26 protein-coding genes are annotated in these 22,516 nt (G+C 69.2%); 10 read left to right on the top strand and 16 right to left on the bottom strand.

The window, feature by feature from the left end; translation table 11 throughout:
* Positions 1–142 precede the first annotated feature (142 nt).
* The gene (locus K8940_RS23105) at positions 143–1,018 is read left to right on the top strand and encodes a UTP--glucose-1-phosphate uridylyltransferase (RefSeq protein WP_223392368.1); all 876 of its coding nucleotides are present in this window, start codon (positions 143–145) and stop codon (positions 1,016–1,018) included.
* On the opposite strand, the gene queG is transcribed toward K8940_RS23105, so the two are convergent.
* The 5 genes from queG to K8940_RS23130 all read right to left on the bottom strand — a co-directional run bounded on the left by queG (position 1,015) and on the right by K8940_RS23130 (position 6,446).
* On the bottom strand, positions 1,015–2,133 hold the full coding sequence (gene queG / locus K8940_RS23110; protein WP_223392369.1) for a tRNA epoxyqueuosine(34) reductase QueG: 1,119 nt from the start codon (positions 2,131–2,133) through the stop codon (positions 1,015–1,017). The two genes, K8940_RS23105 and queG, sit on opposite strands and share 4 nt — an antisense overlap.
* On the bottom strand, positions 2,114–2,800 hold the full coding sequence (locus K8940_RS23115) for a glutathione S-transferase family protein (protein ID WP_223392370.1): 687 nt from the start codon (positions 2,798–2,800) through the stop codon (positions 2,114–2,116). Before K8940_RS23115 ends, queG begins: the two co-directional genes overlap by 20 nt.
* A gap of 116 nt (positions 2,801–2,916) precedes the next feature.
* Positions 2,917–4,368 carry a D-glycero-beta-D-manno-heptose-7-phosphate kinase gene (gene rfaE1 / locus K8940_RS23120; RefSeq protein WP_223392371.1) on the bottom strand — a complete coding sequence of 484 codons (1,452 nt, stop codon included), beginning with the start codon at positions 4,366–4,368 and terminating at the stop codon, positions 2,917–2,919.
* 31 nt (positions 4,369–4,399) lie between these two features.
* Entirely contained in the window at positions 4,400–5,329 is a 930-nt protein-coding gene (locus tag K8940_RS23125; RefSeq protein ID WP_223392372.1) for a cation diffusion facilitator family transporter, read from the bottom strand.
* Between the two features lie 31 nt (positions 5,330–5,360).
* A complete protein-coding gene (locus K8940_RS23130) occupies positions 5,361–6,446 on the bottom strand; it encodes a citrate synthase/methylcitrate synthase (RefSeq protein ID WP_223392373.1) in 1,086 nt (361 codons plus the stop codon).
* A gap of 75 nt (positions 6,447–6,521) precedes the next feature.
* Here K8940_RS23130 and K8940_RS23135 point away from each other — a divergent pair, with 75 nt between their 5' ends.
* Complete coding sequence (locus K8940_RS23135; protein ID WP_223392374.1) at positions 6,522–7,679, top strand: citrate synthase family protein; 1,158 nt, start codon at positions 6,522–6,524, stop codon at positions 7,677–7,679.
* A gap of 15 nt (positions 7,680–7,694) precedes the next feature.
* Here K8940_RS23135 and K8940_RS23140 read toward each other — a convergent pair whose 3' ends face one another.
* The gene (locus K8940_RS23140) at positions 7,695–8,723 is read right to left on the bottom strand and encodes a ligase-associated DNA damage response exonuclease (protein WP_223392375.1); all 1,029 of its coding nucleotides are present in this window, start codon (positions 8,721–8,723) and stop codon (positions 7,695–7,697) included.
* A gap of 25 nt (positions 8,724–8,748) precedes the next feature.
* Between K8940_RS23140 and K8940_RS23145 the strand changes: the two genes are divergently transcribed.
* From K8940_RS23145 to K8940_RS23155, 3 genes are all read left to right on the top strand, one after another.
* Positions 8,749–9,246, top strand: coding sequence for a PaaI family thioesterase (locus tag K8940_RS23145; protein WP_223392376.1), 498 nt, complete (start codon positions 8,749–8,751; stop codon positions 9,244–9,246).
* Entirely contained in the window at positions 9,246–9,665 is a 420-nt protein-coding gene (locus K8940_RS23150) for a PaaI family thioesterase (protein ID WP_223392377.1), read from the top strand. The genes K8940_RS23145 and K8940_RS23150 overlap by 1 nt, the downstream gene beginning before the upstream one ends.
* Positions 9,666–9,884: 219 nt before the next feature.
* Complete coding sequence (locus tag K8940_RS23155) at positions 9,885–9,983, top strand: hypothetical protein (RefSeq protein ID WP_223392378.1); 99 nt, start codon at positions 9,885–9,887, stop codon at positions 9,981–9,983.
* Between the two features lie 82 nt (positions 9,984–10,065).
* Here the strand turns inward: K8940_RS23155 and K8940_RS23160 are convergent, their stop codons facing one another.
* Positions 10,066–10,989 (bottom strand): histone deacetylase, encoded by a 924-nt coding sequence (locus tag K8940_RS23160; protein ID WP_223392379.1) that lies wholly within the window; start codon positions 10,987–10,989, stop codon positions 10,066–10,068.
* An 81-nt stretch (positions 10,990–11,070) separates the two neighbouring features.
* On the opposite strand from K8940_RS23160, the gene K8940_RS23165 reads away from it, so the two are divergent.
* Positions 11,071–11,925, top strand: a complete 855-nt coding sequence (locus K8940_RS23165) for an acyl-CoA thioesterase (RefSeq protein ID WP_223392380.1) — start codon at positions 11,071–11,073, stop codon at positions 11,923–11,925.
* A 1-nt stretch (position 11,926) separates the two neighbouring features.
* Here K8940_RS23165 and K8940_RS23170 read toward each other — a convergent pair whose 3' ends face one another.
* The 5 genes from K8940_RS23170 to K8940_RS23190 form a co-directional block, all read right to left on the bottom strand.
* The gene (locus K8940_RS23170; protein ID WP_223392381.1) at positions 11,927–12,493 is read right to left on the bottom strand and encodes an NUDIX hydrolase; all 567 of its coding nucleotides are present in this window, start codon (positions 12,491–12,493) and stop codon (positions 11,927–11,929) included.
* Positions 12,494–12,516: 23 nt separating this feature from the next.
* Entirely contained in the window at positions 12,517–13,080 is a 564-nt protein-coding gene (gene rimM / locus K8940_RS23175) for a ribosome maturation factor RimM (protein WP_223392382.1), read from the bottom strand.
* 56 nt (positions 13,081–13,136) lie between these two features.
* The gene (gene rpsP / locus K8940_RS23180; protein ID WP_223392383.1) at positions 13,137–13,688 is read right to left on the bottom strand and encodes a 30S ribosomal protein S16; all 552 of its coding nucleotides are present in this window, start codon (positions 13,686–13,688) and stop codon (positions 13,137–13,139) included.
* 24 nt (positions 13,689–13,712) lie between these two features.
* The gene (gene ffh / locus K8940_RS23185) at positions 13,713–15,239 is read right to left on the bottom strand and encodes a signal recognition particle protein (RefSeq protein ID WP_223392384.1); all 1,527 of its coding nucleotides are present in this window, start codon (positions 15,237–15,239) and stop codon (positions 13,713–13,715) included.
* A 341-nt stretch (positions 15,240–15,580) separates the two neighbouring features.
* The gene (locus K8940_RS23190; RefSeq protein ID WP_223392385.1) at positions 15,581–16,087 is read right to left on the bottom strand and encodes a DUF1993 family protein; all 507 of its coding nucleotides are present in this window, start codon (positions 16,085–16,087) and stop codon (positions 15,581–15,583) included.
* 121 nt (positions 16,088–16,208) lie between these two features.
* Between K8940_RS23190 and K8940_RS23195 the strand changes: the two genes are divergently transcribed.
* Positions 16,209–16,640: a CBS domain-containing protein gene (locus K8940_RS23195; protein ID WP_223392386.1), complete on the top strand. Its 432-nt coding sequence runs from the start codon at positions 16,209–16,211 to the stop codon at positions 16,638–16,640.
* On the opposite strand, the gene K8940_RS23200 is transcribed toward K8940_RS23195, so the two are convergent.
* Positions 16,637–17,425, bottom strand: a complete 789-nt coding sequence (locus tag K8940_RS23200) for an energy transducer TonB (RefSeq protein ID WP_223392387.1) — start codon at positions 17,423–17,425, stop codon at positions 16,637–16,639. The genes K8940_RS23195 and K8940_RS23200 overlap by 4 nt on opposite strands.
* Positions 17,426–17,539: 114 nt before the next feature.
* Complete coding sequence (mdh, locus tag K8940_RS23205; RefSeq protein WP_184715158.1) at positions 17,540–18,502, bottom strand: malate dehydrogenase; 963 nt, start codon at positions 18,500–18,502, stop codon at positions 17,540–17,542.
* Positions 18,503–18,637: 135 nt separating this feature from the next.
* Here mdh and K8940_RS23210 point away from each other — a divergent pair, with 135 nt between their 5' ends.
* Together K8940_RS23210 and K8940_RS23215 are read left to right on the top strand one after the other, a co-directional pair.
* A complete protein-coding gene (locus K8940_RS23210) occupies positions 18,638–19,684 on the top strand; it encodes a MaoC family dehydratase (RefSeq protein WP_223392388.1) in 1,047 nt (348 codons plus the stop codon).
* A complete protein-coding gene (locus K8940_RS23215) occupies positions 19,677–20,102 on the top strand; it encodes an HIT domain-containing protein (RefSeq protein ID WP_223392389.1) in 426 nt (141 codons plus the stop codon). Before K8940_RS23210 ends, K8940_RS23215 begins: the two co-directional genes overlap by 8 nt.
* Here the strand turns inward: K8940_RS23215 and K8940_RS23220 are convergent.
* On the bottom strand, positions 20,099–21,055 hold the full coding sequence (locus K8940_RS23220) for a hypothetical protein (RefSeq protein WP_223392390.1): 957 nt from the start codon (positions 21,053–21,055) through the stop codon (positions 20,099–20,101). The two genes, K8940_RS23215 and K8940_RS23220, sit on opposite strands and share 4 nt — an antisense overlap.
* Positions 21,056–21,076: 21 nt before the next feature.
* Positions 21,077–21,952, bottom strand: a complete 876-nt coding sequence (locus tag K8940_RS23225; protein ID WP_223392391.1) for an HpcH/HpaI aldolase/citrate lyase family protein — start codon at positions 21,950–21,952, stop codon at positions 21,077–21,079.
* A 135-nt stretch (positions 21,953–22,087) separates the two neighbouring features.
* Here K8940_RS23225 and K8940_RS23230 point away from each other — a divergent pair, with 135 nt between their 5' ends.
* On the top strand, positions 22,088–22,468 hold the full coding sequence (locus K8940_RS23230; RefSeq protein WP_223392392.1) for a DUF2237 family protein: 381 nt from the start codon (positions 22,088–22,090) through the stop codon (positions 22,466–22,468).
* The last annotated feature ends 48 nt before the right edge of the window (positions 22,469–22,516 follow it).

Below are 22,516 nucleotides of genomic sequence, written 5' to 3' on the forward strand. Positions count from 1 at the left end.
ACCGCTCAGCTAGCACGGACCGCCCGGGATTCCATCTCCGGACGAACACGTTGTCGCGGGCGAACAATTTTCACGGAACAGTGGTGGCTTTCGGTGGAAACGTTTTCTAGAAACGACCACCCAATACTCAGACGAGACGCCCATGAAACCCGTTCGTAAAGCCGTCCTTCCCGTCGCCGGTCTCGGCACCCGTGTGCTGCCGGGCACCAAGACCACGCCGAAGGAACTGCTGAACGTGGTCGACCGGCCGATCCTGTCGTACATCGTCGAGGAAGGCCGCAAGGCGGGCATCGAGCACTTCGTCTTCGTCACCGGCCGCTCCAAGGGCGCGATCGAGGACTATTTCGACCACCAGATCGAGCTGGAAAGCCAGCTGGAGGCCAAGGGCAAGCTTGATATCCTCAAGCAGCTGCGGGACGAACTGCCCAAGCCCGGCGAGATGAGCTTCGTGCGCCAGATGGCCCCGCTGGGCCTGGGCCACGCGGTATGGTGCGCCCGCGACATCATCGGTGACGAGCCATTCGCGGTCATGCTGCCCGACGTCATCGTCGACGCCGATCCTTCGGCGCTGGGCCAGCTGATCGAGGTCTATGACAAGGTCGGCGGCGGCAACGTCATCGGCGTCGAGGAAGTCCCCGAGAGCGAGACCCACAAGTACGGCATCGTCGCCCCGGGCGAAGTGAACGGCCGCCTGGCCACCATGACCGGCATGGTCGAGAAGCCGGCCAAGGGCACGGCCCCCTCGAACTGGTCGATCGCCGGCCGCTACATCCTGCAGCCCGAGATCTTCGGCCTGCTGGCCAGCCAGGAGAAGGGCGCGGGCAACGAGATCCAGCTGACGGACTCGATGGCCAAGCTGATGACCCAGCAGAAGTTCCACGCCTATGTCTACGAAGGCGCCACCCACGACTGCGGCGACAAGATCGGCCTGCTGAAGGCCAATGTCGCCCTGGCCCTGAAGCGTCCCGACCTGGGCGCGGCGGCCCGCGCGGCCGTGGAAGCGGCCCTGAAGGCCTAGGCCCATTCGGCGAGGACGACGTCGTCGTCCTCGTTCGCCTTGAGGGCCTGCGCCGCTTCGCCCATGAGACGGCGCGCGGCCCAGACGGCCGCGCCGCGCACCACCGGCGCGGGGTCGGCCAGAAGCGGCTGGACCACCGTCATGAGACCGGCGTCGCCGCTGTTGCCGATCGCGTAGAGCACGTTGCGCACGAAGCGGTCGCGGCCGATCCGCTTGATCGGGTTCTTCGAGAACAGAGTCCGAAATTCGGCGTCATCCAACACCGCCAGCTCGGCCAGCGACGGCTGCCGCAGGCCCTCGCGCGCCTGCAGCTTGGCCTCGTTCGACAGCGAGGCGAACTTGTTCCACGGGCACACCGCCAGGCAATCGTCGCAGCCGTAGATCCGGTTGCCCAGGGCCGGCCGGAACTCGGCCGGGATCGGCCCGGCGAGCTCGATGGTCAGGTACGAGATGCACCGCCGCGCATCCAGCTGCCGCGGGGCCGGGAAGGCCTTGGTCGGGCAGATGTCGAGGCAGGCGCTGCACCGGCCGCAATGGTCGACCTCGGCCTCGTCCGGCGGCAGGTCCAGGGTGGTCAGCACGCTGCCCAGGAACAGCCACGAGCCGAACTGGCGCGAGACCAGATTGGTGTGCTTGCCCTGCCAGCCCAGGCCGGCCCGCTGGGCCAGGGGCTTTTCCATCAGCGGCGCGGTGTCGACGAAGACCTTCACGTCCTGACCGAACCGGCGGTGCATCCAGCCGGCCAGCACCTTCAGACGCTTCTTGATCACGTCGTGATAGTCGTCGCCCTGGGCGTAGACCGAGATGGCCGCGCCGCTCTTTGCCGCCAGCTGCTCCAGCGGATCGATGTCGGGGCCATAGTTGACGCCCAGCACCACCGCCGACCTGGCCTCGGTCCACATGGCCGTGGGGTGAGAACGCCGGTCCAGCGTCTCCTCCATCCAGCCCATGTCGCCGTGCCGCTCGGCCTCGACGAATTCGCGCAGCCATTCGCCGTTCGGCCAGGCGGCCGCCGCGTCGGCGAAGCCGCAGGTCGAGAACCCCAGGGTCAGGGCCTCGGCGCGGATCTCGTCCTTGATCGCGTCTGGCGAAAGGTCAGAAATCGAGGTCGTCATAATGCGCGGCCGGCGCGAGGCCGGGCCAGCGGTCGGCCAGGATCGGGCGGAAGGCCGGCCTCGACTTCAGCTTCATGTACCAGGTCTTGGCCGTCGGGAAGTCCTTCCACGGCACGTCGCCGAAATAGTCGATGACGGAAAGGTGCGCGGCGGCGGCGAAGTCGGCCAGGCTCATGCGGCGACCGGCCAGCCAGTCGCGGGTCTGCAGCAGGCCGTCGACATAGCCCAGGTGCATGCGCAACGCCTCACGGCCCTGGCGCAGGGCGGCCAGGTCCGGCGCGCCCATCCGCAGCAGGCGCTTCTCCATCTTCTCGTGCAGCAGGAAGCCGTTGACCTCGTTGTCGAACTTGCGGTCGAACCACTGCAGCAGGCGACGCGCCTCGGCGCGCTCGCCGGCGTCGCGGCCCAAGAGCGGCGGCTCAGTCTCCGTCTCCTCGATGTGCTCGAGAATGGCCCGCGTCTCGCAGACCACCAGGTTGCGCTGGTTGCGGGTCTCGACCAGCACTGGCGGCAGGCCCGAAGGGTTCAGCGCGGTGAACTCGGGCGGCATCTCCCAGTAGCGGACCTGGATCTCGACGAACGGCAGCCGCTTTTCGCCCAGCGCCAGACGCACCTGTCGCGAGGCGGGGTCGAGGGGGAAATGGTGGAGGGTGCGTTCGACGCTCATGCCCAGGTGCGCTCAGGCTGCATCGAAAGAGCGATGCGCCGCTTTGCTTAACAAGAGATTGCCGAACGGCGTTTAGCCTGGAAATCCAGGCTTTTGCGCGGCGCTTTTACTCAGAGTCAGCTGTTCATGCGAGCAATGAGGTTGGTCGTGCTCTGGCCTTGCTTCAGCTCGGCCAGCACCACCTTGCCGCCGTAGCCGAGCACGATGTCGGAACCGACCACGGTCTCGACCGTGTAGTCCGCGCCCTTGACCAGCACGTCGGGGTGGAAGGCCTTGATCAGGTCCAGCGGCGTGTCCTCGTCGAACAGCACCACCAGATCCACCGACGACAGCGAGGCCAGCACCGTGGCGCGGCCCTGCTCTTTCTGCACCGGGCGGGTCGGGCCCTTCAGCTTCGAGACCGAGGCGTCGGTGTTGAGGCCGACGATCAGCCGGTCGCAGGCGGCCTTGGCCTGGCTGAGCAGCGAGACGTGACCCGGATGCAAGAGGTCGAAGCAGCCGTTGGTGAACCCGACCTTCAGGCCCCGGGCGCGCCAGCCCTCGACGATCTCGGCGGCGTGGTCGCGATCGGCGATCTTGATCTCGCCGGGCTCGCCCTGGGCTGAACCGGCCTGGGCGGTCAGTTCGGCGGCGGTGACCACGTCGGTGCCCAGCTTGGCGACCACCAGGCCGCCGGCCAGGTTGGCCAGGTGGGCGGCGTCGGCCAGGCTGGCGCCGGCCGCCACGGCCAGGGCCAGGGTCGCGGCCACGGTGTCGCCCGCGCCCGAGACGTCGAACACCTCGACCGCCGTCGCCGGCAGGTGGACGTGCGGCTGGCCGCGCACGGACAGGGTCATGCCCGCGCCGCCGCGGGTGATCAGGGCGGCTTGCAGCCCCGGCGCCATGGCCAGGATCGCCGCGCCGGCCTCTTCCGAAGCCTCGTCGGAATTATCGACGACGCCGGTGGCCTCGGCGGCCTCCTTGCGATTGGGCTTGATCAGGGTCGCGCCGTCGTAGCGGGCGAAGTCGCGGCTCTTGGGGTCGACGATCACCGGCTTGCCGGCCGCGCGGGCGGCGTCGATCGCCCCGCGCACCACCTCGGCGGTCAGCACCCCCTTGGCGTAGTCGGACAGCACCACGACATCCGCCGAGGCGAGGCGCGCCTTGAACGCCGCCAGCAGGGCCGCGCCATCGCCGGGTCCGCGATCCTCGCGGTCGACGCGCAGCATCTGGTGCGCGCCGGAGATGTAGCGGACCTTTTCGGTCGTGCGACGCGCGGGATCGGCGACCAGTTCGGCGTCCAGCCCGTGCTCGACGTCGATCATGCCGCGCAGGGCCGCGCCGGCCTCGTCCTGGCCGATCAGGCCGATCAGCACCGCCTTGGCGCCCAGGGCGGCGACGTTGCGGGCGACATTGCCCGCCCCGCCCAGCATGGCCGTCTCCTTCTCGACCGCGATCACCGGCACCGGCGCTTCGGGCGAGATGCGGTCGACCGCGCCGTAGATGAAGCGGTCCAGCATCACGTCGCCGAGAACCAGCACGGTCTTGCCGGCGAAGGCGCGGGGCAAGTGGGCGAGGGTGTCGTTCATGCGGAGTTTCGTACCTGCCCGCCCCGAAAACTCAACCCTCGACGCCCTCGGCGAAGACGCCGCCGTGCTTCTCGGCCAGGCCCCTCGGATCGGGGTGGATGATGATGTCGGCCGAGGGGAAGGCCTCCAGCAGGCGGTTCTCGGCGGCGACGATGACGCTGTGGGCCTCGGCCAGCGAGATGTCGGCGGGCAGGTCGGCGTGCATCTGCATGTGGATATAGGGTCCCGAGGCTCGCGTGCGCAGCTGGTGCACGCCCAGCAGGCGTGGATCGGCCGTGGCCAGGGTCACGATCCGCTCGCGCTCCGCCTCGGGTAGCTCGCGATCCAGCAACTGGTCCGAGGCCTCCCGGAAGACGCCGACCGCGCCCCAGATCAGCCACAGCGCCACGATCAGACCCGCCGCCGCGTCGACCCAGGACAAGCCCAGCCAACCGGCCGCCGCCACCCCGACCAGAGCCACCGCGTTGGAGCCCAGGTCGGCGGCGTAGTGGGCGCGGTCGCCGGCGATGGCGATTGAGCCGCTCGCCTTCAGCACCCGGCTCTGGGCGGTGATCAGGGCCAGGGTCAGGACGATCGAGACGATCATCACGATCACGCCGGCCAGGCCGTGCTCGACCGGGCGCGGGTGCAGGAAGGCGGCGATGGCCTCGCGGCCGATCAGGGCGCCCGAGGCGAACACCAGGCCGCCCTGCAGCAGGCTGGAGAAGGCCCCGGCCTTGCCATGGCCGAAGCGGTGCTCGGCGTCCGGCGGCACGGCCGCGTAGCGCACGGCGTAGACGGTGATGAGCGAGGCGACCAGGTCCAGGGCCGAGTCCGACAGCGAGGCCAGGATCGCCACCGAGCCGCTGGCCCGCCAGGCGATGGCCTTGACCACGATCAGGACCGCCGCCGTCGCCACCGACAGCAGGGCGACCCGCTGGGTGGCGGCGCGGGTTTCGGGCGAGGCGGCGGACAGGGACATGGTCCCTATCTACCGCACCCCGCGCCGAAGGCTAAGCCGCCGCGCGCACTTCAGGACCGACATAGACCGACTGCGGCCGGATCAGCCGGCCCCCGGCCAGCTGTTCGCGGGCGTGGGCCAGCCAGCCGGCGACGCGGCCCATGGCGAAGACGCAGGTGAAGCTGGCGGGCGGCAGGCCCAAAGCCTCGAGCAGCAGCGCCGTGTAGAATTCGACATTGGTGTCGAGCGGCCGGTCGGGCTTGTGCTCCCGCAGGATCTCCAGCGCCGCCTGCTCCACCGCCTCGGCGAAGGCGACGCGGCCGGGCAGGCTGGGCGAGGCCGCCGCCAACTTGCGCACGGCCGCCTTCAGGGCGTCGGCGCGCGGATCGCGGACCCGGTAGATGCGGTGACCGAAGCCCATCAGCCGGTCGCCGCGCGCCAGGGCCTTTTCCAGCCAGGGGCGGGCGTTCTGCGGCGCGCCGATCGCGTCCAGCATCTCGATCACCGGCCCCGGCGCACCGCCGTGCAGCGGGCCCTTCAGGGCCGAGAGGCCGGCCAGCACCGCCGAGGTCAGGCCCGCGCGAGTGGAAGCCACCACCCGCGCGGCGAAGGTCGAGGCGTTGAGGCCATGGTCGCAGACCGTGACCAGATAGGCGTCGAGCGCGGCGGCCTCGGCGTCGGTGGCCGGCGTCCCGCGCGCCATCCGCAGGATGTCGGCGGCATGCGACAGGGCCGGGTCGGGGACGACCGGGCTCTGGCCCTTGGCGACGCGCAGCACGGCGGGGGTGAAGACGGCCGGGGCGGCGATCAGCAGCAGGGCGGTCGGCAGGTCATCGCCGTCGGGCAGGCGGGCCAGCAGGGCGCGCATCGCCTCGACCGGATCGCGGCGGGCCAGGGCTTCGTCCAAGGCGGCCACCTCGGCGAAGGCGCGGACCCGGGCCTCGCCCAGGGCCGGCGCCAGATCCGACGGCGCGTCCTCGAAGAAGCCGTCGAACAGCAGGTGGGCGGCCTCCTCGTAGCGGGTGCGGCCGGAGAGATCCTCGACGGCGTAGCCCCGGATCACCAGGCGGCCCTTGGCCCCGTCGACATCGGACAGAACGGTGCGGGCGGCGATGACGCCCTCAAGACCATCGGACATGTGCGGTCTCCTTTCGAGCGGCAAAACACGCGCTCAAGGCTTGATCGTCAATCTTGATCAATATAATCAATCTATATGGCCGATTGGTTGGACGCGGATCAGGTGCTGGAGCGGCTGGGGATCCGGCCGCAGACCTTGTACGCCTATGTCAGCCGAGGGCGGATCGAGGCCGCCGCCCATCCGCACGACCCGCGCCGCAGCCTCTATCGCGCCTCGGACGTGGCGGCCCTGGCCCAGAAGAAGGCGCGCGGCCGCCGCGCCGCCGATGTCGCGGCCGAGGCCATCGCCTGGGGCGAGCCGGTCCTGCCCTCGGCCATCACCACCATCGCCGGCGGCCGTCTCTGGTATCGCGGCCGCGACGCCGTCGAACTGGCCGAGCAGGGCCTGACGCTGGAGAATGTCGGCCGGCTGCTGCGCGGCGGCCACGGCGCGGCGCTAAAGTCGTCCCGACGGCCTGAGCCGCCGAGCGCCGACAGCGCGCGAGCGCGGCTGTTTCTCACTCTCGCCGCCCGCGCTGGTCGCGAGCCCCCGGCCCGAGGTCGCGCGCCGCTCGCGCTCGCCATGGAGGCCGCCGACCTGCTGGAAGCCGTGGTCGACGCCGCCACGGGGCAAGCCGGGGAGGGCCCGGCCCACGCCCGCTTCGCCGCCGCTTGGGGCCTGGACGCCGCCGGCGCCGACCTCGTCCGCCGGACGCTCGTCCTGCTGGCCGACCACGAGCTGAACGCCTCGACCTTCGCCGCGCGGGTGGCGGCCTCGACCGGGGCGTCGTTGTCGGCGGCCTGCCTGGCGGGCCTTTCGGCCCTGTCAGGCCCCCTGCACGGCGGGATGGCCGCGCGGGTCGAGGCCTTCGTCGAGGAGGCCGAGCGGCGCGATGCGGCCCATGCAGTCTCGGCCCGGCTGGCGCGCGGCGCGTCGATGCCCGGCTTCGACCATCCGCTCTATCCCGATGGCGACCCGCGCGCCGCGGCCCTGCTGGCGGCGTTCGAGGCCCCGCCCCTGCTGGCCGAACTGCGCGCGGCCACCGAAACCGCCACCGGCCTCGCGCCCAATATCGACTTCGCCCTGGTCAGTCTGGCCCGAACCCTGAAACTGCCGCCCGACGCGCCCTTCATCCTGTTCGCCACGGCAAGAAGCGCGGGCTGGGCGGCGCACGCGATCGAGCAGCTGCAGACGGGACGGCTGATCCGGCCGAGAGCGCGGTATGTGGGGGAAAACCCAATCCCCTCCCCTTGATGGGGGAAGGACATTTTACTCCCCCTCCTCCTCGTCGTAACCGACCAGCCGCAAGGCCCGCGCCGGCAGGCCTTCCAGTTCGCACCACCGCTCCAGGGCCTCCTCGCGGCCGTGAGTGATCCAGACCTCGCCGGGGCGCAGCTCGCTCAGGGTCGCCGTCAGCTCGTCCCAGTCGGCGTGATCGGACAGGATCAGCGGCAGCTCGACGCCCCGCTGCCGCGCGCGAGCTCGCACCCGCATCCAGCCCGAGGCGAAGCAGTCGACGGGATCGGGGAACCGCCGCGACCAGCGGTCGGCCACGGCGCTGGGCGGGGCGATGATGATCTGGCCGGCGAAGGCGTCCTTCGGACCCGAGGCGGTCGCCGGCGCCAGCGCCCCGAGCTCGACCCCGTGCGCCTCGTAGAGGGCGTTCAGCCGCTCCAGCGCCCCGTGCACGAAGATCGGCCTGTCCCAGCCGCCCTCGCGCAGCAGCTTGATCACCCGCTGGGCCTTGCCAAGGGCGTAGGCCCCGACGATGTGGCAGCGCTCGGGAAACTGCTCGACCGAGGCCAGAAGACTACGGATCTCGCCCGCGTCGTCGGGATGGCGGAAGACCGGCAGGCCGAAGGTGGCCTCGGTGATGAAGACGTCGCAGGGGACGGGCTCGAACAGGGCGCAGGTCGGGTCGCGGCGGCGCTTGTAGTCGCCGGACACCACCATGGTCAGCCCCTTCCAGCGCACCACCGCCTGGGCCGAGCCCAGCACGTGGCCGGCCGGGACCAGGGTCACCTCGACCCCATCGCGCACAAAGCTCTGGCCATAGGCCACGGCCTCGCGGCGGCCGGCGAAATCCTCGCCATAGCGGACCGCCATGATCGCCAGGGTCTCGGGCGTGGCGGCCGCCACCCCGTGGCCGGCGCGGGCGTGGTCGGCGTGGCCATGGGTGATCACGGCCCGGTCCACGGGGCGGACGGGGTCGATATAGAAGTCTCCCGGCGGACAGTAGAGGCCGTCCGGCCGGGGACAGAGAAGGTCTTCGGGCCTGATCACGTCTGGATATGACAACGCAAGAGACGCTAAGCCTATCCTCATGAGCGACAACGAACAGAGCCGCATGATCGCCACGGCGATGAACGAGGGCAGCCCCCAGGCCAAGGCGCTGGGCTTTTCGACCCTGGAGATCGGCGACGCGGTCGCCGTGCTGAAGGTCCCCTACCGCCCCGAGATCGTCGGCGATCCAGAGACCGGCGTCATCGCCGGCGGGGTGGTCACCACCCTGCTGGATCACGCCAGCGGTCAGGCCGTGCACGCGGCCATGGAGACCTGGACCTCGATCGCCACCCTGGACCTGCGCATCGACTACATGCGGCCGGCCGAGCCGGGCCTGGACGTCATGGCCCGCGCCCACTGCTACAAGATGACCCGTTCGATCGCCTTCGTGCGCGCCGTCGCCTACGACCGCGACCCGGAGGATCCGGTCGCCACCGCCCAAGCGACCTTCATGCTGGACTCCAGCGCCGGCAAGAAGCCCGGCGCCAATCTCAAGCCCTCGCGCCAGCCGCGCGCCAAGACGGGAAGCGTGGACTGATGAGCGACGCCGACACCCGCCTGGTCTCGATGCTGGACGCCATTCCCTACGCCCGCTTCCTGGGCGTGAAGGCCGAGCTGGCCGGGGACGAGATGACCGCCATCCTGCCGTTCGCCCACCACATCGTCGGCAATCCGATGCTGCCCGCCATCCACGGCGGGGTGCTGGGCGCCTTCATGGAGATGACCGCCCTGGCCCAGCTGTCGGTGGCCGCGCCGATGAAGCGCCAGCCGCGCACGATCGACGTCTCGATCGAGTACCTGCGCTCGGGCCGCCCCCTGACCACCTACGCCCGCGCCAGCATCAAGAAGCTGGGCCGGCGCATCGCCAACGTCCATGTCGAGGCCTGGCAGGAGACCCGTTCGGCCCCGATCGCCACCCTGCGTGGACTCTTTTTGGTGGCGCCCAGCGAGGATTAACGGAGACGTGCCCGCTGGATCGTCTCAGCGGATAAAGTTTCCGATGAAACAGTTACAGACGACCACATTAATCCCCTGTAATGCCGGTTAGGTGCGACAAAGTTTCTTAAATCGGCGTCATGAAGCAAGGGTAACGTGCATTAACGAGAGTCAGCGCCTATATCCTTGCTCATCGGACGCCGACGTGGCGCCGACCTAAAGAAAACAGGGATCAAGACCATGACTCTCAAGACCAACGCCGTCGCCGGCCTCGCCTCGCTCGTTCTCGCGGTCCTGCCGCTCGTCGTTATCGCCGGTTCGCTCGCTTCGAGCCTGTAAGTGATCGCCGCTTAGCCTCCGTCGGGCCGCTCCCAGAGAGCCGCCCCGACGGAGATGGCGATCTCCAGGTCGCCCCGAACGACTAAGACTTGCTTGAAGAATAAAGACTTTTCGCCGTCCGATGCAGGATGGCGTGGCGAGCCGCCAGACGATCGATATCCGCGTCGTAGCCGCCGCCGATGACCCCGACCACGGGGATCTCAAGAGAAAGACAAGCGCCCAGGACATAGGCCTCTCGTCGCCCCAGACCGTCATCGGTCAGCGACAGACGGCCCAGCTTGTCGTCCGCGTGCGGATCCACCCCCGCATTGAAGAAGACGATATCCGGCCGGACGCTGCCCAGCAGCGCCGGCAGGATCCCTTCCAGCCTTTCCAGATACGCATCGTCGCCCGTCCCGTCGGCCAGCTCGACGTCGAGATCGCTGGTCGCCTTGCGGTGCGGGAAGTTCTTTTCGGCGTGCATCGAGAAGGTGAAGACGCTGGGATCGCCCTCGAAGATCCGCGCCGTGCCGTCGCCCTGGTGGACGTCGAGATCGACGACCAGGGCCTTGCCGATCGCGCCTTCCGCCAACAGCCGCCGCGCGGCCACCGCCACGTCGTTGAATACGCAGAACCCCGCGCCGCTCTCGGCCGAGGCGTGATGGCTGCCGCCGGCCGTGTTGCAGGCGATCCCGTGCTCCAGCGCCAGACGGGCCGCCAGCAGGGTGCCGCCGGTCGCCGCGCGGGCCCGGGTGGCGACGCTGTCGGTATTGGGCATGCCGATGCGCCGGACCACCTCGGCCGGCAAGGAAAGCTCGATCACGCCCCGGATATAGTCTTCGGCATGGGCCAGCCGCAGGGTCTCGACATCGATGAACTCGGGTTGGACGAAACCGTCCGGCCCCGGAATGCTCTCGGCCTCCAGCACGGTCGCCAGGCGCGAGAACTTATCCATCGGAAACCTGTGCCCGGCCGGCATCTCGGCGCGGAAGGCAGGGTGATGGATGACGGGCGGAGAGGACGACATCGCCCCACGATGGGGAGCCGGCTCGCCTGACGCAAGGTGACGGCTTTCGGCGGCGCCGAACCGGGCCTATCGCACTGCGTCATGCAGACGACCGAGACCCTCGCCGACATCCTCGACCTCGAAGCGATCGAGGTGAACCTGTTCCGAGGCGTCAGTCCCAACGACGGCTTCCCGCGCATCTTCGGCGGACTGGTGATCGCCCAGGCTCTGCTGGCGGCCTACAAGACCGTGCCGGACCGGATCTGCCACTCCCTGCACGCCTATTTCATCCGTCCCGGCGACGTGAACGCCCCCGTGCTCTACGAGGTCGAGCGAGCCCGCGACGGCGGCACCTTCACCACCCGCCGGGTGGCCGCCATCCAGCATGGCGAGCAGATCTTCAACCTGGCCGCCTCGTTCCAGACGCCGGAAGAGGGCTTCGAGCACCAGTCGGACATGCCGAACGCGCCCGACCCGGAAAGCCTGCCGACCGAGGTCGAGTTCCTGAAGAGCCTGGGCGACCAGATCCATCCCAAGATGCTGGCCATCGCCGGCAAGCCGCGCCCCGTCGACGTGCGCTGGGAGGATCCGCAGAATCCGGTCGCCCCGGTCAGGAAGTCGGGCACCAAGAACGTCTGGATGCGGGCCAAGGCCCCGCTGGGCGACGACATCAAGATGCAGCAGGCTGCCCTGGCCTATGCTTCCGACATGGCGTTCATGGAAAGCGCCCTGCGTCCGCACGGCCTGATCTGGATGACCCCCGGCCTGCAGGCCGCCAGCCTGGACCACGCCATGTGGTTCCACCAGCCGTTCGATTTCAACGACTGGACCCTGTTCGCCCAGGACAGCCCGGCGGCCTCGCACGGTCGCGGCCTGGTGCGTGGCCAGATGTTCAGCAAGGACGGCAAGCTGCTGGCTTCGGTGGCGCAGGAATGCCTGATGCGGGTCCGGACGTAATCTAGATCGAGTCGATCTTCGCCACGCCCGCCGCGACCAGACCGCGCAGCAAGGCCGCGACCTGCATGCCGTTGGTGAGCTCCCCGGCCAGGGCCATGCGAATGGCCTCGGCGGCCGAGACCCAGAGGCTCTCGATGCGCTCGCCGGGATCGTCCAGAGGATCGGCAACGCGGACAACGTCGCGGGCCAGGATGATGTGGGTCCGGTTGGCATGACTGGCGGCATTGGGCCGGCTTTCGCCGATCAGGGTCAGGGTCCCGGCGCAGCCCGCCTCCTCCAGCAGTTCGCGCCGGGCCGCCTCGACGGGATCGGTCTCGCCCGGATCCATGTTTCCGGCCGGCAGTTCAAGGGAGACGTCGCCCAGGCCGTGGCGGTACTGCCGGACCAGCAGGACATTGTCGGCGGCGTCCAGCGCCACGACCTCGACCCAGTCGCGATATTCCAGGACATAGTAGGGGGCGACCACCGCGCCCTCGTCGGTCACGCAGTCGTCCGCGCGCAGGCTGATCCAGCGATCCTTGTGAACATGGCGCGAGGCGGTGACCCGCCACTTTCCGTCCGACGTCACTGCGCATGCTCCTTCGCGGAAAATCAGTCCCGCTCGCCCAGCTCTTCCTCGGCGGGGCCTTCCTGCTCGCCCACCAGGGCGGGCGGGTCGGCCAGGATCAGACCTTCGCCGATCTTGACCTCGGGCACAGCCGCCCGCGTGAACGGCAGGTACCAGGTGGGACCGCCAAGATCCGGGGTGATCTCCAGAATGTCGCCGGCGCCGAAATTCTGGACGCTCTTCACGCGGCCCAGCAGGACGTCGGTCTGGATGTGGCGGACGGTCAAACCCACGAGATCCGTGAGATAGAACTCGTCCTCGTCGGGCTCGGGCAGGGCCGAGCGGGGGACATAAAGGCGAAGCCCGCGCAGCGCGTCGGCGGCTTCCTTGGTCTCGACGCCCGGACAACGGCAGACGACGCCGTCCTTTGTCTTGCGCGCCGAAGTGATGCTCAGGGCGACCGAGCCGTCCTGGCGCTTCAGCGTCTTGAAGGCCGCGATGCTCATCGGGTCTTCGGTATAGGTCGAGATCCGCACCTCGCCGCGCACGCCGAAGCCGCCGGCCACGCGGCCGACCAGGATCAGCGGATCATCGGAAGATGCGGCCATGGTCTGGACAGAGTCGCGCCGCCGCCTCGAAAGAGACGGCGGCGCTGGAACCCTGATTAGCCTTCCGAGGCTTCTTCGGCCGGCGCTTCAGCGGCCACTTCAGCAGCGGGAGCCTCTTCAGCGGCGACTTCGGCGGCGGGGGCTTCTTCAGCCGGAGCCTCTTCGACGGCCGGAGCGGCGGCAGCAGCAGCGGCGGCTTCGGCAGCGGCGACCTTGGCGGCTTCAGCGGCTTCGGCGGCGGCGACCTTGGCGTCGGCTTCGGCTTGCTTGCGGTCTTCCTCGCGCTGAGCGCGCTCGGCCGAACGCTCTTGAGCCTTCTTGCCCGGAGCGCCCTTCTGCGGGTTGTTGCCGTGGGTCCAGGTGGTCAGGCCTTGAGCGGCCAGGAAGCGGGCGACGCGGTCGGTCGGCTGGGCGCCCTTCTTGAGCCATTCCTGGATCGACTCGACCTTCAGGGTGACGCGGTTGGCGTCGTCCTTCTTGAGGAGCGGGTTGTAGGTGCCGACCTTCTCGATGAAGCGGCCATCGCGCGGCGAGTGGCTGTCGGCGATGACGATCGAGTAGTACGGGCGCTTCTTGGCGCCGCCACGGGCGAGACGGATCTTCAGCATTTCGGTAGTCCTTGGTCTAAAGTTCTATTTCTTGAACGGGTTGAAGCCGGGCAGGCCCAGGCCGGAGAGAGGGTTGGGCTTGGCGTCGCCGCCGCCCGAAAGGCCCGGCAGACCGGGCAGCCCCGAGAGGCCTTGGCCCCCCGCTGCATTGGGATCGGGCTGAGGCATGCGGCCCCCGCCCATGTTTTTCAGACGCGCCATGTCGCCGCCGCCCATCATGGACGCCATGCGGGCCAAGCCCTTGCCGCCGTCCTTGGACATGGCCTTGAACATGTCGGCCATCTGGCGGTGCTGCTTCAGCAGGCGGTTGACCTCGGCAACGTCGACGCCCGAACCGGCGGCGATGCGGCGCTTGCGCGAGGCGGCCAGGATGTCGGGCTTCTTGCGCTCTTCCTTGGTCATCGAGCTGATGATCGCCTGCTGGCGACGGAAGATGCTGTCGTCGATGCCGCTCTCGGCGATCTGCTTCTTGACCTTCTGGACACCGGGCAGCAGGCCCATGATGCCTTCCATGCCGCCCAGCTTCTGCATCTGGGAGAGCTGGGCCGACAGGTCGTCCAGGTCGAACTTGCCCTTGGCCAGCTTCTTGGCCATGCGCTCGGCCTCGGCATGGTCGAGGTCGGCGGCGGCCTTTTCGACCAGCGCGACGACGTCGCCTTGACCCAGGATGCGGCCGGCGACGCGGCGGGCGTCGAACACGTCCAGCGCGTCGATCTTCTCGCCGGCGCCGAGGAACTTGATCGGCAGGCCGGTGACGTGGCGCATCGACAGCGCCGCGCCGCCGCGGCCGTCGCCGTCGGCGCGGGTCAGGATCAGGCCGGTCAGCGGCAGGCGCTCGTGGAACGCCTTGGCCGTGCGCACCGCGTCCTGACCGGTCAGGCTGTCGGCGACCAGGATGGTCTCGGACGGGCTGGCGATGCGGGCGATCTCGGCCGCCTCGCTCATCATCGCCTCGTCCAGCGTGGTGCGGCCGGCGGTGTCGAGGATCAGGACGTCGTAGCCGCCCAGCTTGGCGGCCGTCAGGGCGCGCTTGGCGATGTCCGTGGCGCTCTGGCCGGGAACGATCGGCAGGCTCTCGACCTCGACCTGCTTGGCCAGGGTCGCCAGCTGCTCCATGGCGGCCGGACGACGGGTGTCGAGCGAGGCGACCAGCACCTTCTTGCGCTCGGTCTTGGACAGGCGCAGGGCCAGCTTGCCGGTGGTGGTGGTCTTGCCCGAGCCCTGCAGGCCGGCCATCAGGATCACCGACGGCGGATTGAGGGCGAGGTTCAGACCGGTCGGCTGCTCGCCGCCCAGCATGTCGACCAGGCCGTCATAGACGATCTTGACCACCTGGTCGGCCGGCTTGACCGAGCGGATGACGGCTTCGCCAGCGGCCAGTTCCTTGGCCTTGCTGATGAAGTCCTTGACGACCGGCAGGGCGACGTCGGCCTCGAGCAGGGCGACGCGGACCTCGCGCAGCGCCTCGTCGATGTCCTTTTCGGACAGCACGCCGCGACCGCCGAGGCGATCGAAGACGCCTGAAAGTCGCTCTGTAAGGCCGTCGAACATGGGTAGCCCTGAGTAAAAACCGGCTCCAAACGCGATCAGCCCCCGTGGACGATCACGTCGACGGGGGTCCTCGCCGTCCTCGTCCGGATGGATCCTGCGCTAACAGGCCGGGGTCGTGACGGTGGAGGCGCTGCTGATAAAGCGCCGGAAGCCGGGGCTTATGCACAAATTTCGGGAAGGAGTCAAAAGAGACCCGCTACCTCCGTCTTCCCGGCGAAAGCCGGGACCCAGATCCCACGGCGTTTGGGCTGATTGGAGGAGCACGGAGTTCGAGGAACCCGCCCCAGCGCTCTTCCATCTAGGCCCCGGCTTTCGCCGGGGAAACGGGGTTTGGGCTGGGCTTACGCCGTGCCCAGGAAGTCCCGCTTCCCGACCTCCACGCCGTTGTGGCGCAGGATCGCGTAGGCGGTGGTGATGTGGAAGAAGAAGTTCGGCAGCGCCTGGCCCTGCAGGTAGTCCAGGCCGTTGAAGCTGTAGGTCTCGCCGCGACGGACCAGCTGGACGTCCCGGGCCTCGCCGCCCTCGAAGGCCGCCGGGTCCAGGCCTTCCACGAAGGCGATGGCGCGGTCGATGCGGGCGATCAGGCCCTCGAACGAGGTCTCGACGTCGTCCCAGGTCGGAACCTCGGCCTGGGCCAGGCGCGCGGCGCCGCCCTTGGCGAAGTCGGTGGCGATCTGCACCTGACGGATCAGGGGGAACATGTCGGGATAAAGCCGTGCCTTCAGCAGGGCGTCGGGATCCCACTTCTTGGCCTCGACCAGGGCCGCGGCCTTGGCCAGCACGCCCTTCAGACCCTTCAGGCCCTGGATGAACACGGGCGCGCTGGCCTGGTGGATCGAGATCGACATGGATGCTCCACGAAAAGAGGGAGCGCCTAGATAGGGGCGCCCGGCGTCGATCGGAAGCGGAACGGTTGGACCCGCCCGCGGGTTTTACAGCCTCGGAATTCAAACCCCACGAGGTTCCCCCATGAAAGTCAGCGACGCCATGACCACGCAGGTCTCGATCGCGCGTCCCACCGACACCATCCGCCAGGTCGCCGAGACCATGGCCAAGGTCGACAGCGGCGTGGTGCCGGTGGTCGAGGACGGCAAGGTGGTCGGCCTGGTCACCGACCGCGACATCGTCCTGCGCGTGGTCGCCGAAGGCCGCAGCTTCGACAGCCCGATCTCGGACGCCATGTCCGACGGCGAGGTGCTGAGCGTGAAGGAGGACGACGTCCTGGCCGACGCCACGGCCAAGATGGCCAACAACCAGGTCCGCCGCCTGGTGGTCCTGAACGACGCCGGCAATCTGACCGGTATCCTATCCCTCGGCGACGTCGCCAAGGACTACGGCGCCAAGCAGGTCGGCAAGACCCTGGAGGAGATCTCGCAGGAACCCGGCGACGCGGCGCACTAGGGTCGTTTCAGCTTCCTGGCCAGGGGCGTGATCTTCGACCAGTCGAAGGGGATCGCGACCTGGCCGCCGGCGATGGCGTCGCCGTCCTGCGCGCGCCGCGGGGCGACGAAGAGCGACGCCAGAGCCAGCATGGCCTTCCGGGCCGCGGGCGTTGCCTCGGGCGTCGTCAGACATCCCGTCAGCGTCCCGTCGGCCGCGGGCTCGCACAACAAGACCGAAGTTCCGGCGTCCATGTCGACACCGTCCAACGCCGGCAATGTATCCTGCAGGCTCGGTTGCTTGGCCCACACGATCGCATGATCCGTGCATAGCTGCTCCGGCTTGCCCTCTTCCGGGCATGGCCGAGCGCCACGCGCGCCCTTCTTCACACCGGCCTTCATCATCCACGCGCCCTGGCCGACCAGATAGCCCTGCGCCGGCAAGGGGCTGCCGGCGAAGCCGAAGATGATGGGCACGATGTTGCGACGGCGCGCCGGATCCGAAGGATCGACCGATTTCGCGTTCATGCGGAAGAGGCCCGTCAGCTTCAGGGCAGCTTCGCCGAAGCCGTAGCCAAGGGGCGTCTCCTCCACCACGCGGCACCGCTCCAGCGAACCGGCGGCGGTGACGTCGCAGTCGAGGATGGCGCGCCCCGCGACGCCCTGGTCCGCGGCCACCTTGGGATAGTAGCGCACGAAGTCGGCGCCGGTCGGCGTTTGCGCCCAGTCCGATTTCGCCTGGGCCCAGGCGGGCCCGGACACCGCCAGCGCCAACATCAACCCCACCAGAACCTTCTTCGCCACCATGCCCGCCTCGATCATCTTAGGTTGTATGGCAGACCACGGCTCAAGCACGACCACAAGCAAAAAGGGCGGCCCCGCGAGGAGCCGCCCTTTTCGTATTCAACTAAGCCTGGAGGCCTAGACCAGCGAGCTGTCGATGGCCTTGCAGGCTTCCATCAGGCCCTGAACCGAGGCGACCGAGGCGGCGAACATCGCCTTCTCGGCGTCGTTGGTTTCGAACTCGACGATCTTCTCGGCGCCGCCGGCGCCGATGACGACCGGCACGCCGACGTACAGGCCGTTCAGGCCGTATTGGCCGGTCAGGTAGGTGGCGCACGGCAGGACGCGCTTCTTGTCCTTCAGGTACGACGTCGCCATGGCGATCGCCGATTCCGCCGGGGCGTAGAAGGCCGAGCCGGTCTTCAGCAGGGCGACGATCTCGCCGCCGCCCTTGCGGGTGCGCTCGACGATGGCGTCCAGCTTCTCTTGCGTCAGCCAGCCTTGCTTGACCAGTTCCGGCAGCGGCAGGCCGCCGACCGTCGAGTGACGGACCATCGGCACCATATCGTCGCCGTGACCGCCCAGGGTCCAGGCGTGGATGTCCTCGACCGACACGCCGGTGGCCTCGGCCAGGAAGTAGGCGAAGCGGGCCGAGTCCAGGACGCCGGCCATGCCGATGACCTTTTCCTTCGGCAGGCCCGAGAACTGCTGCAGGGCCCACACCATCGCGTCCAGCGGGTTGGTGATGCAGATGACGAAGGCGTTCGGCGCGTGGGCCTTGATGCCTTCGCCGACGGCCTTCATGACCTTCAGGTTGATGCCCAGCAGGTCGTCGCGGCTCATGCCCGGCTTGCGCGGCACGCCGGCGGTCACGATGCAGACGTCGGCGCCGGCGATGTCGGCGTAGTCGTTGGCGCCCTTCAGGGCCACGTCCTTGCCGAACACGGCCGAGGCTTCGGCGATATCCAGCGCCTTACCCTGCGGGGTGCCTTCGGCGATGTCGAACAGGATCACGTCGCCCAGCTCTTCACGAGCGGCGATGTGGGCCAGGGTGCCGCCGATCATGCCGGCGCCGATAAGGGCGATCTTCGCGCGAGCCATGGGGTCTCCATCAAGGCTGTGGACAGTGAAATGTCGCGGCGCGGTCTAGACCCGTCGCGGCTCGGCCTCAAGCCCTCTTTCCCGTTTCGCTGCACTGCGGCAAAGATGCGTGAACAACGATAAGAGGAGCAGGGGATGAACAAGACCGATCCGGGCCATTTCTTCGAGGACTTCAAGCTGGGCCAGAGGCTGGTCCACGCCACGCCTCGGACGGTCACGGCGGGCGACGTGGCGCTGTACACGGCGCTGTACGGGCCGCGCTTTTCCCTGTTCTCGTCGGATGAATTCGCACGCGCCTGCGGCCTAGCGGCCGCGCCCGTGGATCCGCTGGTCGCCTTCCACGTCGTGTTCGGCAAGACCGTGCCCGACATCAGCCTGAACGCCGTCGCCAATCTGGGCTATGCCGAGGGCCGCTTCCTGGCCCCGGTGTTTCCGGGCGACACCCTGACCGCGGTCTCGGACGTGATCGGGCTGAAGGAGAATTCCAACCGCAAGACCGGCGTCGTCTATGTGCGCACGACCGGCGCCAACCAGCGCGGCGAGGCGGTGCTGAGCTATGTCCGCTGGGTCATGGTGCGCAAGCGCGATCAGGACGCGGATATCGCCGAGCAGACGGTCCCGGTCCTGTCCGACGCGGTGGCCCCGGCCGACCTGGCGCCGCCGCCGGGTCTGGACTTTTCCACCTATGACTGGACCCTCGCCGGCGCGCCGCACGCCTTCGAGGACTACGCGATCGGCGAGAAGATCGACCATGTCGACGGCATGGCGGTCGAGGAGGCCGAGCACCAGATGGCCACCCGCCTCTGGCAGAACACCGCCAAGGTCCACTTCAACCAGTTCGAGCGCGGCAAGGACCCGTCGGGGCGGCGGCTGGTCTATGGCGGGGTGGTGATCTCGACGGCCAAGGCGCTGTCGTTCAACGGCCTGCAGAACGCCGGCCTGATCCTGGCGATCAACGGCGGCCGGCACGTGGCTCCGTTCTTCGCCGGCGGCACGGTGTTCGGCTGGAGCGAGGTGCTGGACAAGGCGGATCTCGGCGGCGTCGGCGCCCTGCGCCTGCGGCTGGTGGCGACCAAGGACCGTCCCTGCGACGACTTCCCGGACAAGGACGGCGAAGGCGTCTACAACCCCGCCGTCATTCTCGACTTCGACTACTGGGCGGCGGTTCCCAAGCGTGGCTGACTTCATTCTCGATCCGGCCTTCGTCGCCACCTCGCACAAAATCGCCGACCTGCCGCTGTGCGAGGTCCGCCTGCAGGACGACGCGCGCTATCCGTGGCTGGTGCTGATCCCGCGCCAGCCCGACCTGCGCGAGATCGAGGAACTCGACACCGGCCACCGAATCCAGCTGATGGAGGAGATCGTCCTGGCCGGGACCGCTGTCCGGGCGATTGGGGGGGCTCTGGGCCTGGCGGTCGACAAGCTGAATGTCGGGGCGCTGGGCAATGTCACCGCCCAGCTGCACGTCCATGTCGTGGGCCGCCGCGGGGACGATCCGGCCTGGCCCGGCCCGGTCTGGGGTCACAGCCCGGCCAGCGCCTATGCCGCCGAGGCCCTGGCCGCCCCGATCGCCGCGGCGCGCGACGCGCTGAAGGCCTAGCGCTTCTTCCTTTTCTTGGACGCCGTCGCCTTGCCCCTGCGGGCGGCGGTCGCCTTGGCCTTGGCGCCCTTGTCCTTCCTCGCGGTCGAACCCTTGGACTTGCGGGCGGCGGCGGCGCACTTGGCCTTGGCGGCCTTCAGCGCCTTGCCCTTCTTGCCCTTGGTCGAGCAGGCCGGGGCGGCGGCGGCCGAGCGGCTGGCGGCGACGCGCTGGGCGCCTGGCCAGACATAAGGACCCCGACGCTCGGTCTCGTAGCCGGGCGGAGCCTGGGGCAGGAGGTGCTCAGCGGCCACCGCGACGCTGGCGCCGTTCTCGGCCAGCTCGCCCGTCCAGCGCTCGTCGCCGGCAGACCGCAAGGTCAGGACCGAGGACTCGCCGACCTTCGGACTGAAACGGATGACGATGTCGTCGCCGTCGCGGCGCAGTTCCTCGACCAGGCCGGTCGAGCCGACGGAGCCTGTCCGCCGCAGGTCGCGCCAAGCGCCTTCCAGCTCGCCCTGGCCACCGGCCTTGTCGACGATCTGCAGGGCGTACAACTGAACTCCGTCGGCGCCGGTGATCCTCCAGCCGCCGTCCAGAGGGCCCTGCAGGTTCTGGGCGGCCGCGACCGAGCCCTTGACCCGCAGTTCGTAGACCTGGGCCTTGGTCAGCTCGCCACCCGGCGAGGCCGGCGCCTCTGGCTCGGGCGGCGGGATCGGCAGGATAGTCGCCTTGTGCTTCGGCGCCGGCTTGCCGGCGGCCTCGACCTCTTCCTCGTCGGTGGTCTGGTTGCTTTGCGAGATCAGGTCGGCCAGCGGGTCGAGGGCCGGCGGGACCTGGGCGGCCTCCGGCGTCGGGACCGACGCGGGCGCGGTGCTGACGGGAGCGTCCTGCGAAGCCGGCGCGGGCGCCGTCGGGATCTGCGCCAGCGCGGGGCTGGCGACCAGGACGACGGAAAGAACGATAGCCCGCATACTCGACCTTCACCGACCCCCTTAGGCTTCGCGGGCCTCGATGGCCTTCGCCACCGCGACCAGACGCTCGGCCTGCGCCAGATGCAGACGTTCGGCCATCTTGCCGTCCACCCGCAAGGCGCCTTTGCCAGAATTTTCGGGCGCGTTGAAGGCGGCGATCACCGCCTGGCTCCAGGCGATGTCCTGGGGCGAGGGCGAAAAGACCCGGTTGCAGATCGGGAGGTGCTTGGGATGGATCAGCGTCTTGCCGTCGAAGCCGAAGTCGACGCCCTGGACGCAGACGGCCTCCAGCGCCTCCAGGTCTTCGATGTCGTTGTGGACCCCGTCCAGGATGGTCAGGCCATGAGCGCGGGCGGCGGCGACCGATAGGGTCAGCAGCGGCAGGAACGGCGCGCGGTCCGGCGTCTGGCGGGCCCGCATCTCCTTGGCGAAGTCGTTGACGCCCATGACCCAGGTCGACAGGCGGGTGCCGTGGACGGCGCCGGCGATCTCCCACAGGTGGAAGGCCGCCTTGGCCGTCTCGATCATGGTCCAGAGGCGCGTCGCGGGCGGGGCGGCGTTCAGGTGCTGATCGTAGAGGCGGACATCGGCCGCGTCGTCGACCTTGGGCACGAGCACCGCGTCCGGGCCCGCCTCGGCGGCGGCGCGCAGATCCTCGGCGCCCCAGGGGGTGTCGAGGCCGTTGACCCGGATGACCACCTCGCGCGCCCCGAAGCCGCCGGCCTTGACCGCCGCCACCGCCGCCTCGCGCGCCGCCGGCTTGCTCTCGGGCGCGACGGCGTCCTCCAGGTCCAGGATGATGACGTCCGCGTCCAAGGTGCGGGCCTTCTCGACAGCCTTGGCGTTGGAGGCGGGCATGTAGAGGGCGCTGCGGCGCGGCCGGCCTTCGAAGGTCATGGAAACTCCCCTGCTTTGTTTTCTGCGTTGCCGCGACCTTAGCATTGCTGCGTCGCAGCAAAAGCCTTCCGACCAAAAAGCGCCGTGACGCGCGAAGCCGCTTGGCGCCGCCCGCCCGGGGTCTAGGATCACCTCATGAACACCCGGTACGACAAGAGCGCCAAGAACGTCCTGGGCGGCGAACTCGCCTCCTGCTCCCTGGACCCCGTGACCGGCTTCTATCGCAACGGCTGTTGCGAGACCGGGCCGCATGACCTGGGCCTGCACACCGTCTGCGCGGTGATGACCGACGACTTCCTGGCCTTCTCCAAGGCGCAGGGCAACGACCTCTCCACGCCCCGACCCGAGCTGGCCTTTCCGGGCCTGAAGGCCGGCGACCGCTGGTGCCTGTGCGCCGGCCGGTGGAAGGAGGCCCTGGACGCCGGCATGGCGCCCCAGGTCGTTCTGGCGGCGACCCACGAGGAAATGCTGGCGATCGTCCCTCTGGGCGTGCTGAAGGACCACGCGGTGGCGTGAGCCCGCCAACTCGCGCTTGACGAAAGGGCCTGTCCCGCTAGAGCCAAC

The organism is Caulobacter segnis (assembly GCF_019931575.1).
GTDB classification, from domain to species: domain Bacteria; phylum Pseudomonadota; class Alphaproteobacteria; order Caulobacterales; family Caulobacteraceae; genus Caulobacter; species Caulobacter segnis_C.

Bases quoted from the DNA above. Each gene is read 5' to 3' on its own strand.
- K8940_RS23105 (WP_223392368.1), top strand. From the start codon at position 143: ATGAAACCCGTTCGTAAAGCCGTCCTTCCCGTCGCCGGTCTCGGCACC.
- queG (WP_223392369.1), bottom strand. From the start codon at position 2,133: ATGACGACCTCGATTTCTGACCTTTCGCCAGACGCGATCAAGGACGAG.
- K8940_RS23115 (WP_223392370.1), bottom strand. From the start codon at position 2,800: ATGAGCGTCGAACGCACCCTCCACCATTTCCCCCTCGACCCCGCCTCG.
- rfaE1 (WP_223392371.1), bottom strand. From the start codon at position 4,368: ATGAACGACACCCTCGCCCACTTGCCCCGCGCCTTCGCCGGCAAGACC.
- K8940_RS23125 (WP_223392372.1), bottom strand. From the start codon at position 5,329: ATGTCCCTGTCCGCCGCCTCGCCCGAAACCCGCGCCGCCACCCAGCGG.
- K8940_RS23130 (WP_223392373.1), bottom strand. From the start codon at position 6,446: ATGTCCGATGGTCTTGAGGGCGTCATCGCCGCCCGCACCGTTCTGTCC.
- K8940_RS23135 (WP_223392374.1), top strand. From the start codon at position 6,522: ATGGCCGATTGGTTGGACGCGGATCAGGTGCTGGAGCGGCTGGGGATC.
- K8940_RS23145 (WP_223392376.1), top strand. From the start codon at position 8,749: ATGAGCGACAACGAACAGAGCCGCATGATCGCCACGGCGATGAACGAG.
- K8940_RS23150 (WP_223392377.1), top strand. From the start codon at position 9,246: ATGAGCGACGCCGACACCCGCCTGGTCTCGATGCTGGACGCCATTCCC.
- K8940_RS23155 (WP_223392378.1), top strand. From the start codon at position 9,885: ATGACTCTCAAGACCAACGCCGTCGCCGGCCTCGCCTCGCTCGTTCTC.
- K8940_RS23160 (WP_223392379.1), bottom strand. From the start codon at position 10,989: ATGTCGTCCTCTCCGCCCGTCATCCATCACCCTGCCTTCCGCGCCGAG.
- K8940_RS23165 (WP_223392380.1), top strand. From the start codon at position 11,071: ATGCAGACGACCGAGACCCTCGCCGACATCCTCGACCTCGAAGCGATC.
- rimM (WP_223392382.1), bottom strand. From the start codon at position 13,080: ATGGCCGCATCTTCCGATGATCCGCTGATCCTGGTCGGCCGCGTGGCC.
- rpsP (WP_223392383.1), bottom strand. From the start codon at position 13,688: ATGCTGAAGATCCGTCTCGCCCGTGGCGGCGCCAAGAAGCGCCCGTAC.
- ffh (WP_223392384.1), bottom strand. From the start codon at position 15,239: ATGTTCGACGGCCTTACAGAGCGACTTTCAGGCGTCTTCGATCGCCTC.
- K8940_RS23190 (WP_223392385.1), bottom strand. From the start codon at position 16,087: ATGTCGATCTCGATCCACCAGGCCAGCGCGCCCGTGTTCATCCAGGGC.
- K8940_RS23195 (WP_223392386.1), top strand. From the start codon at position 16,209: ATGAAAGTCAGCGACGCCATGACCACGCAGGTCTCGATCGCGCGTCCC.
- K8940_RS23200 (WP_223392387.1), bottom strand. From the start codon at position 17,425: ATGGTGGCGAAGAAGGTTCTGGTGGGGTTGATGTTGGCGCTGGCGGTG.
- mdh (WP_184715158.1), bottom strand. From the start codon at position 18,502: ATGGCTCGCGCGAAGATCGCCCTTATCGGCGCCGGCATGATCGGCGGC.
- K8940_RS23210 (WP_223392388.1), top strand. From the start codon at position 18,638: ATGAACAAGACCGATCCGGGCCATTTCTTCGAGGACTTCAAGCTGGGC.
- K8940_RS23220 (WP_223392390.1), bottom strand. From the start codon at position 21,055: ATGCGGGCTATCGTTCTTTCCGTCGTCCTGGTCGCCAGCCCCGCGCTG.
- K8940_RS23225 (WP_223392391.1), bottom strand. From the start codon at position 21,952: ATGACCTTCGAAGGCCGGCCGCGCCGCAGCGCCCTCTACATGCCCGCC.
- K8940_RS23230 (WP_223392392.1), top strand. From the start codon at position 22,088: ATGAACACCCGGTACGACAAGAGCGCCAAGAACGTCCTGGGCGGCGAA.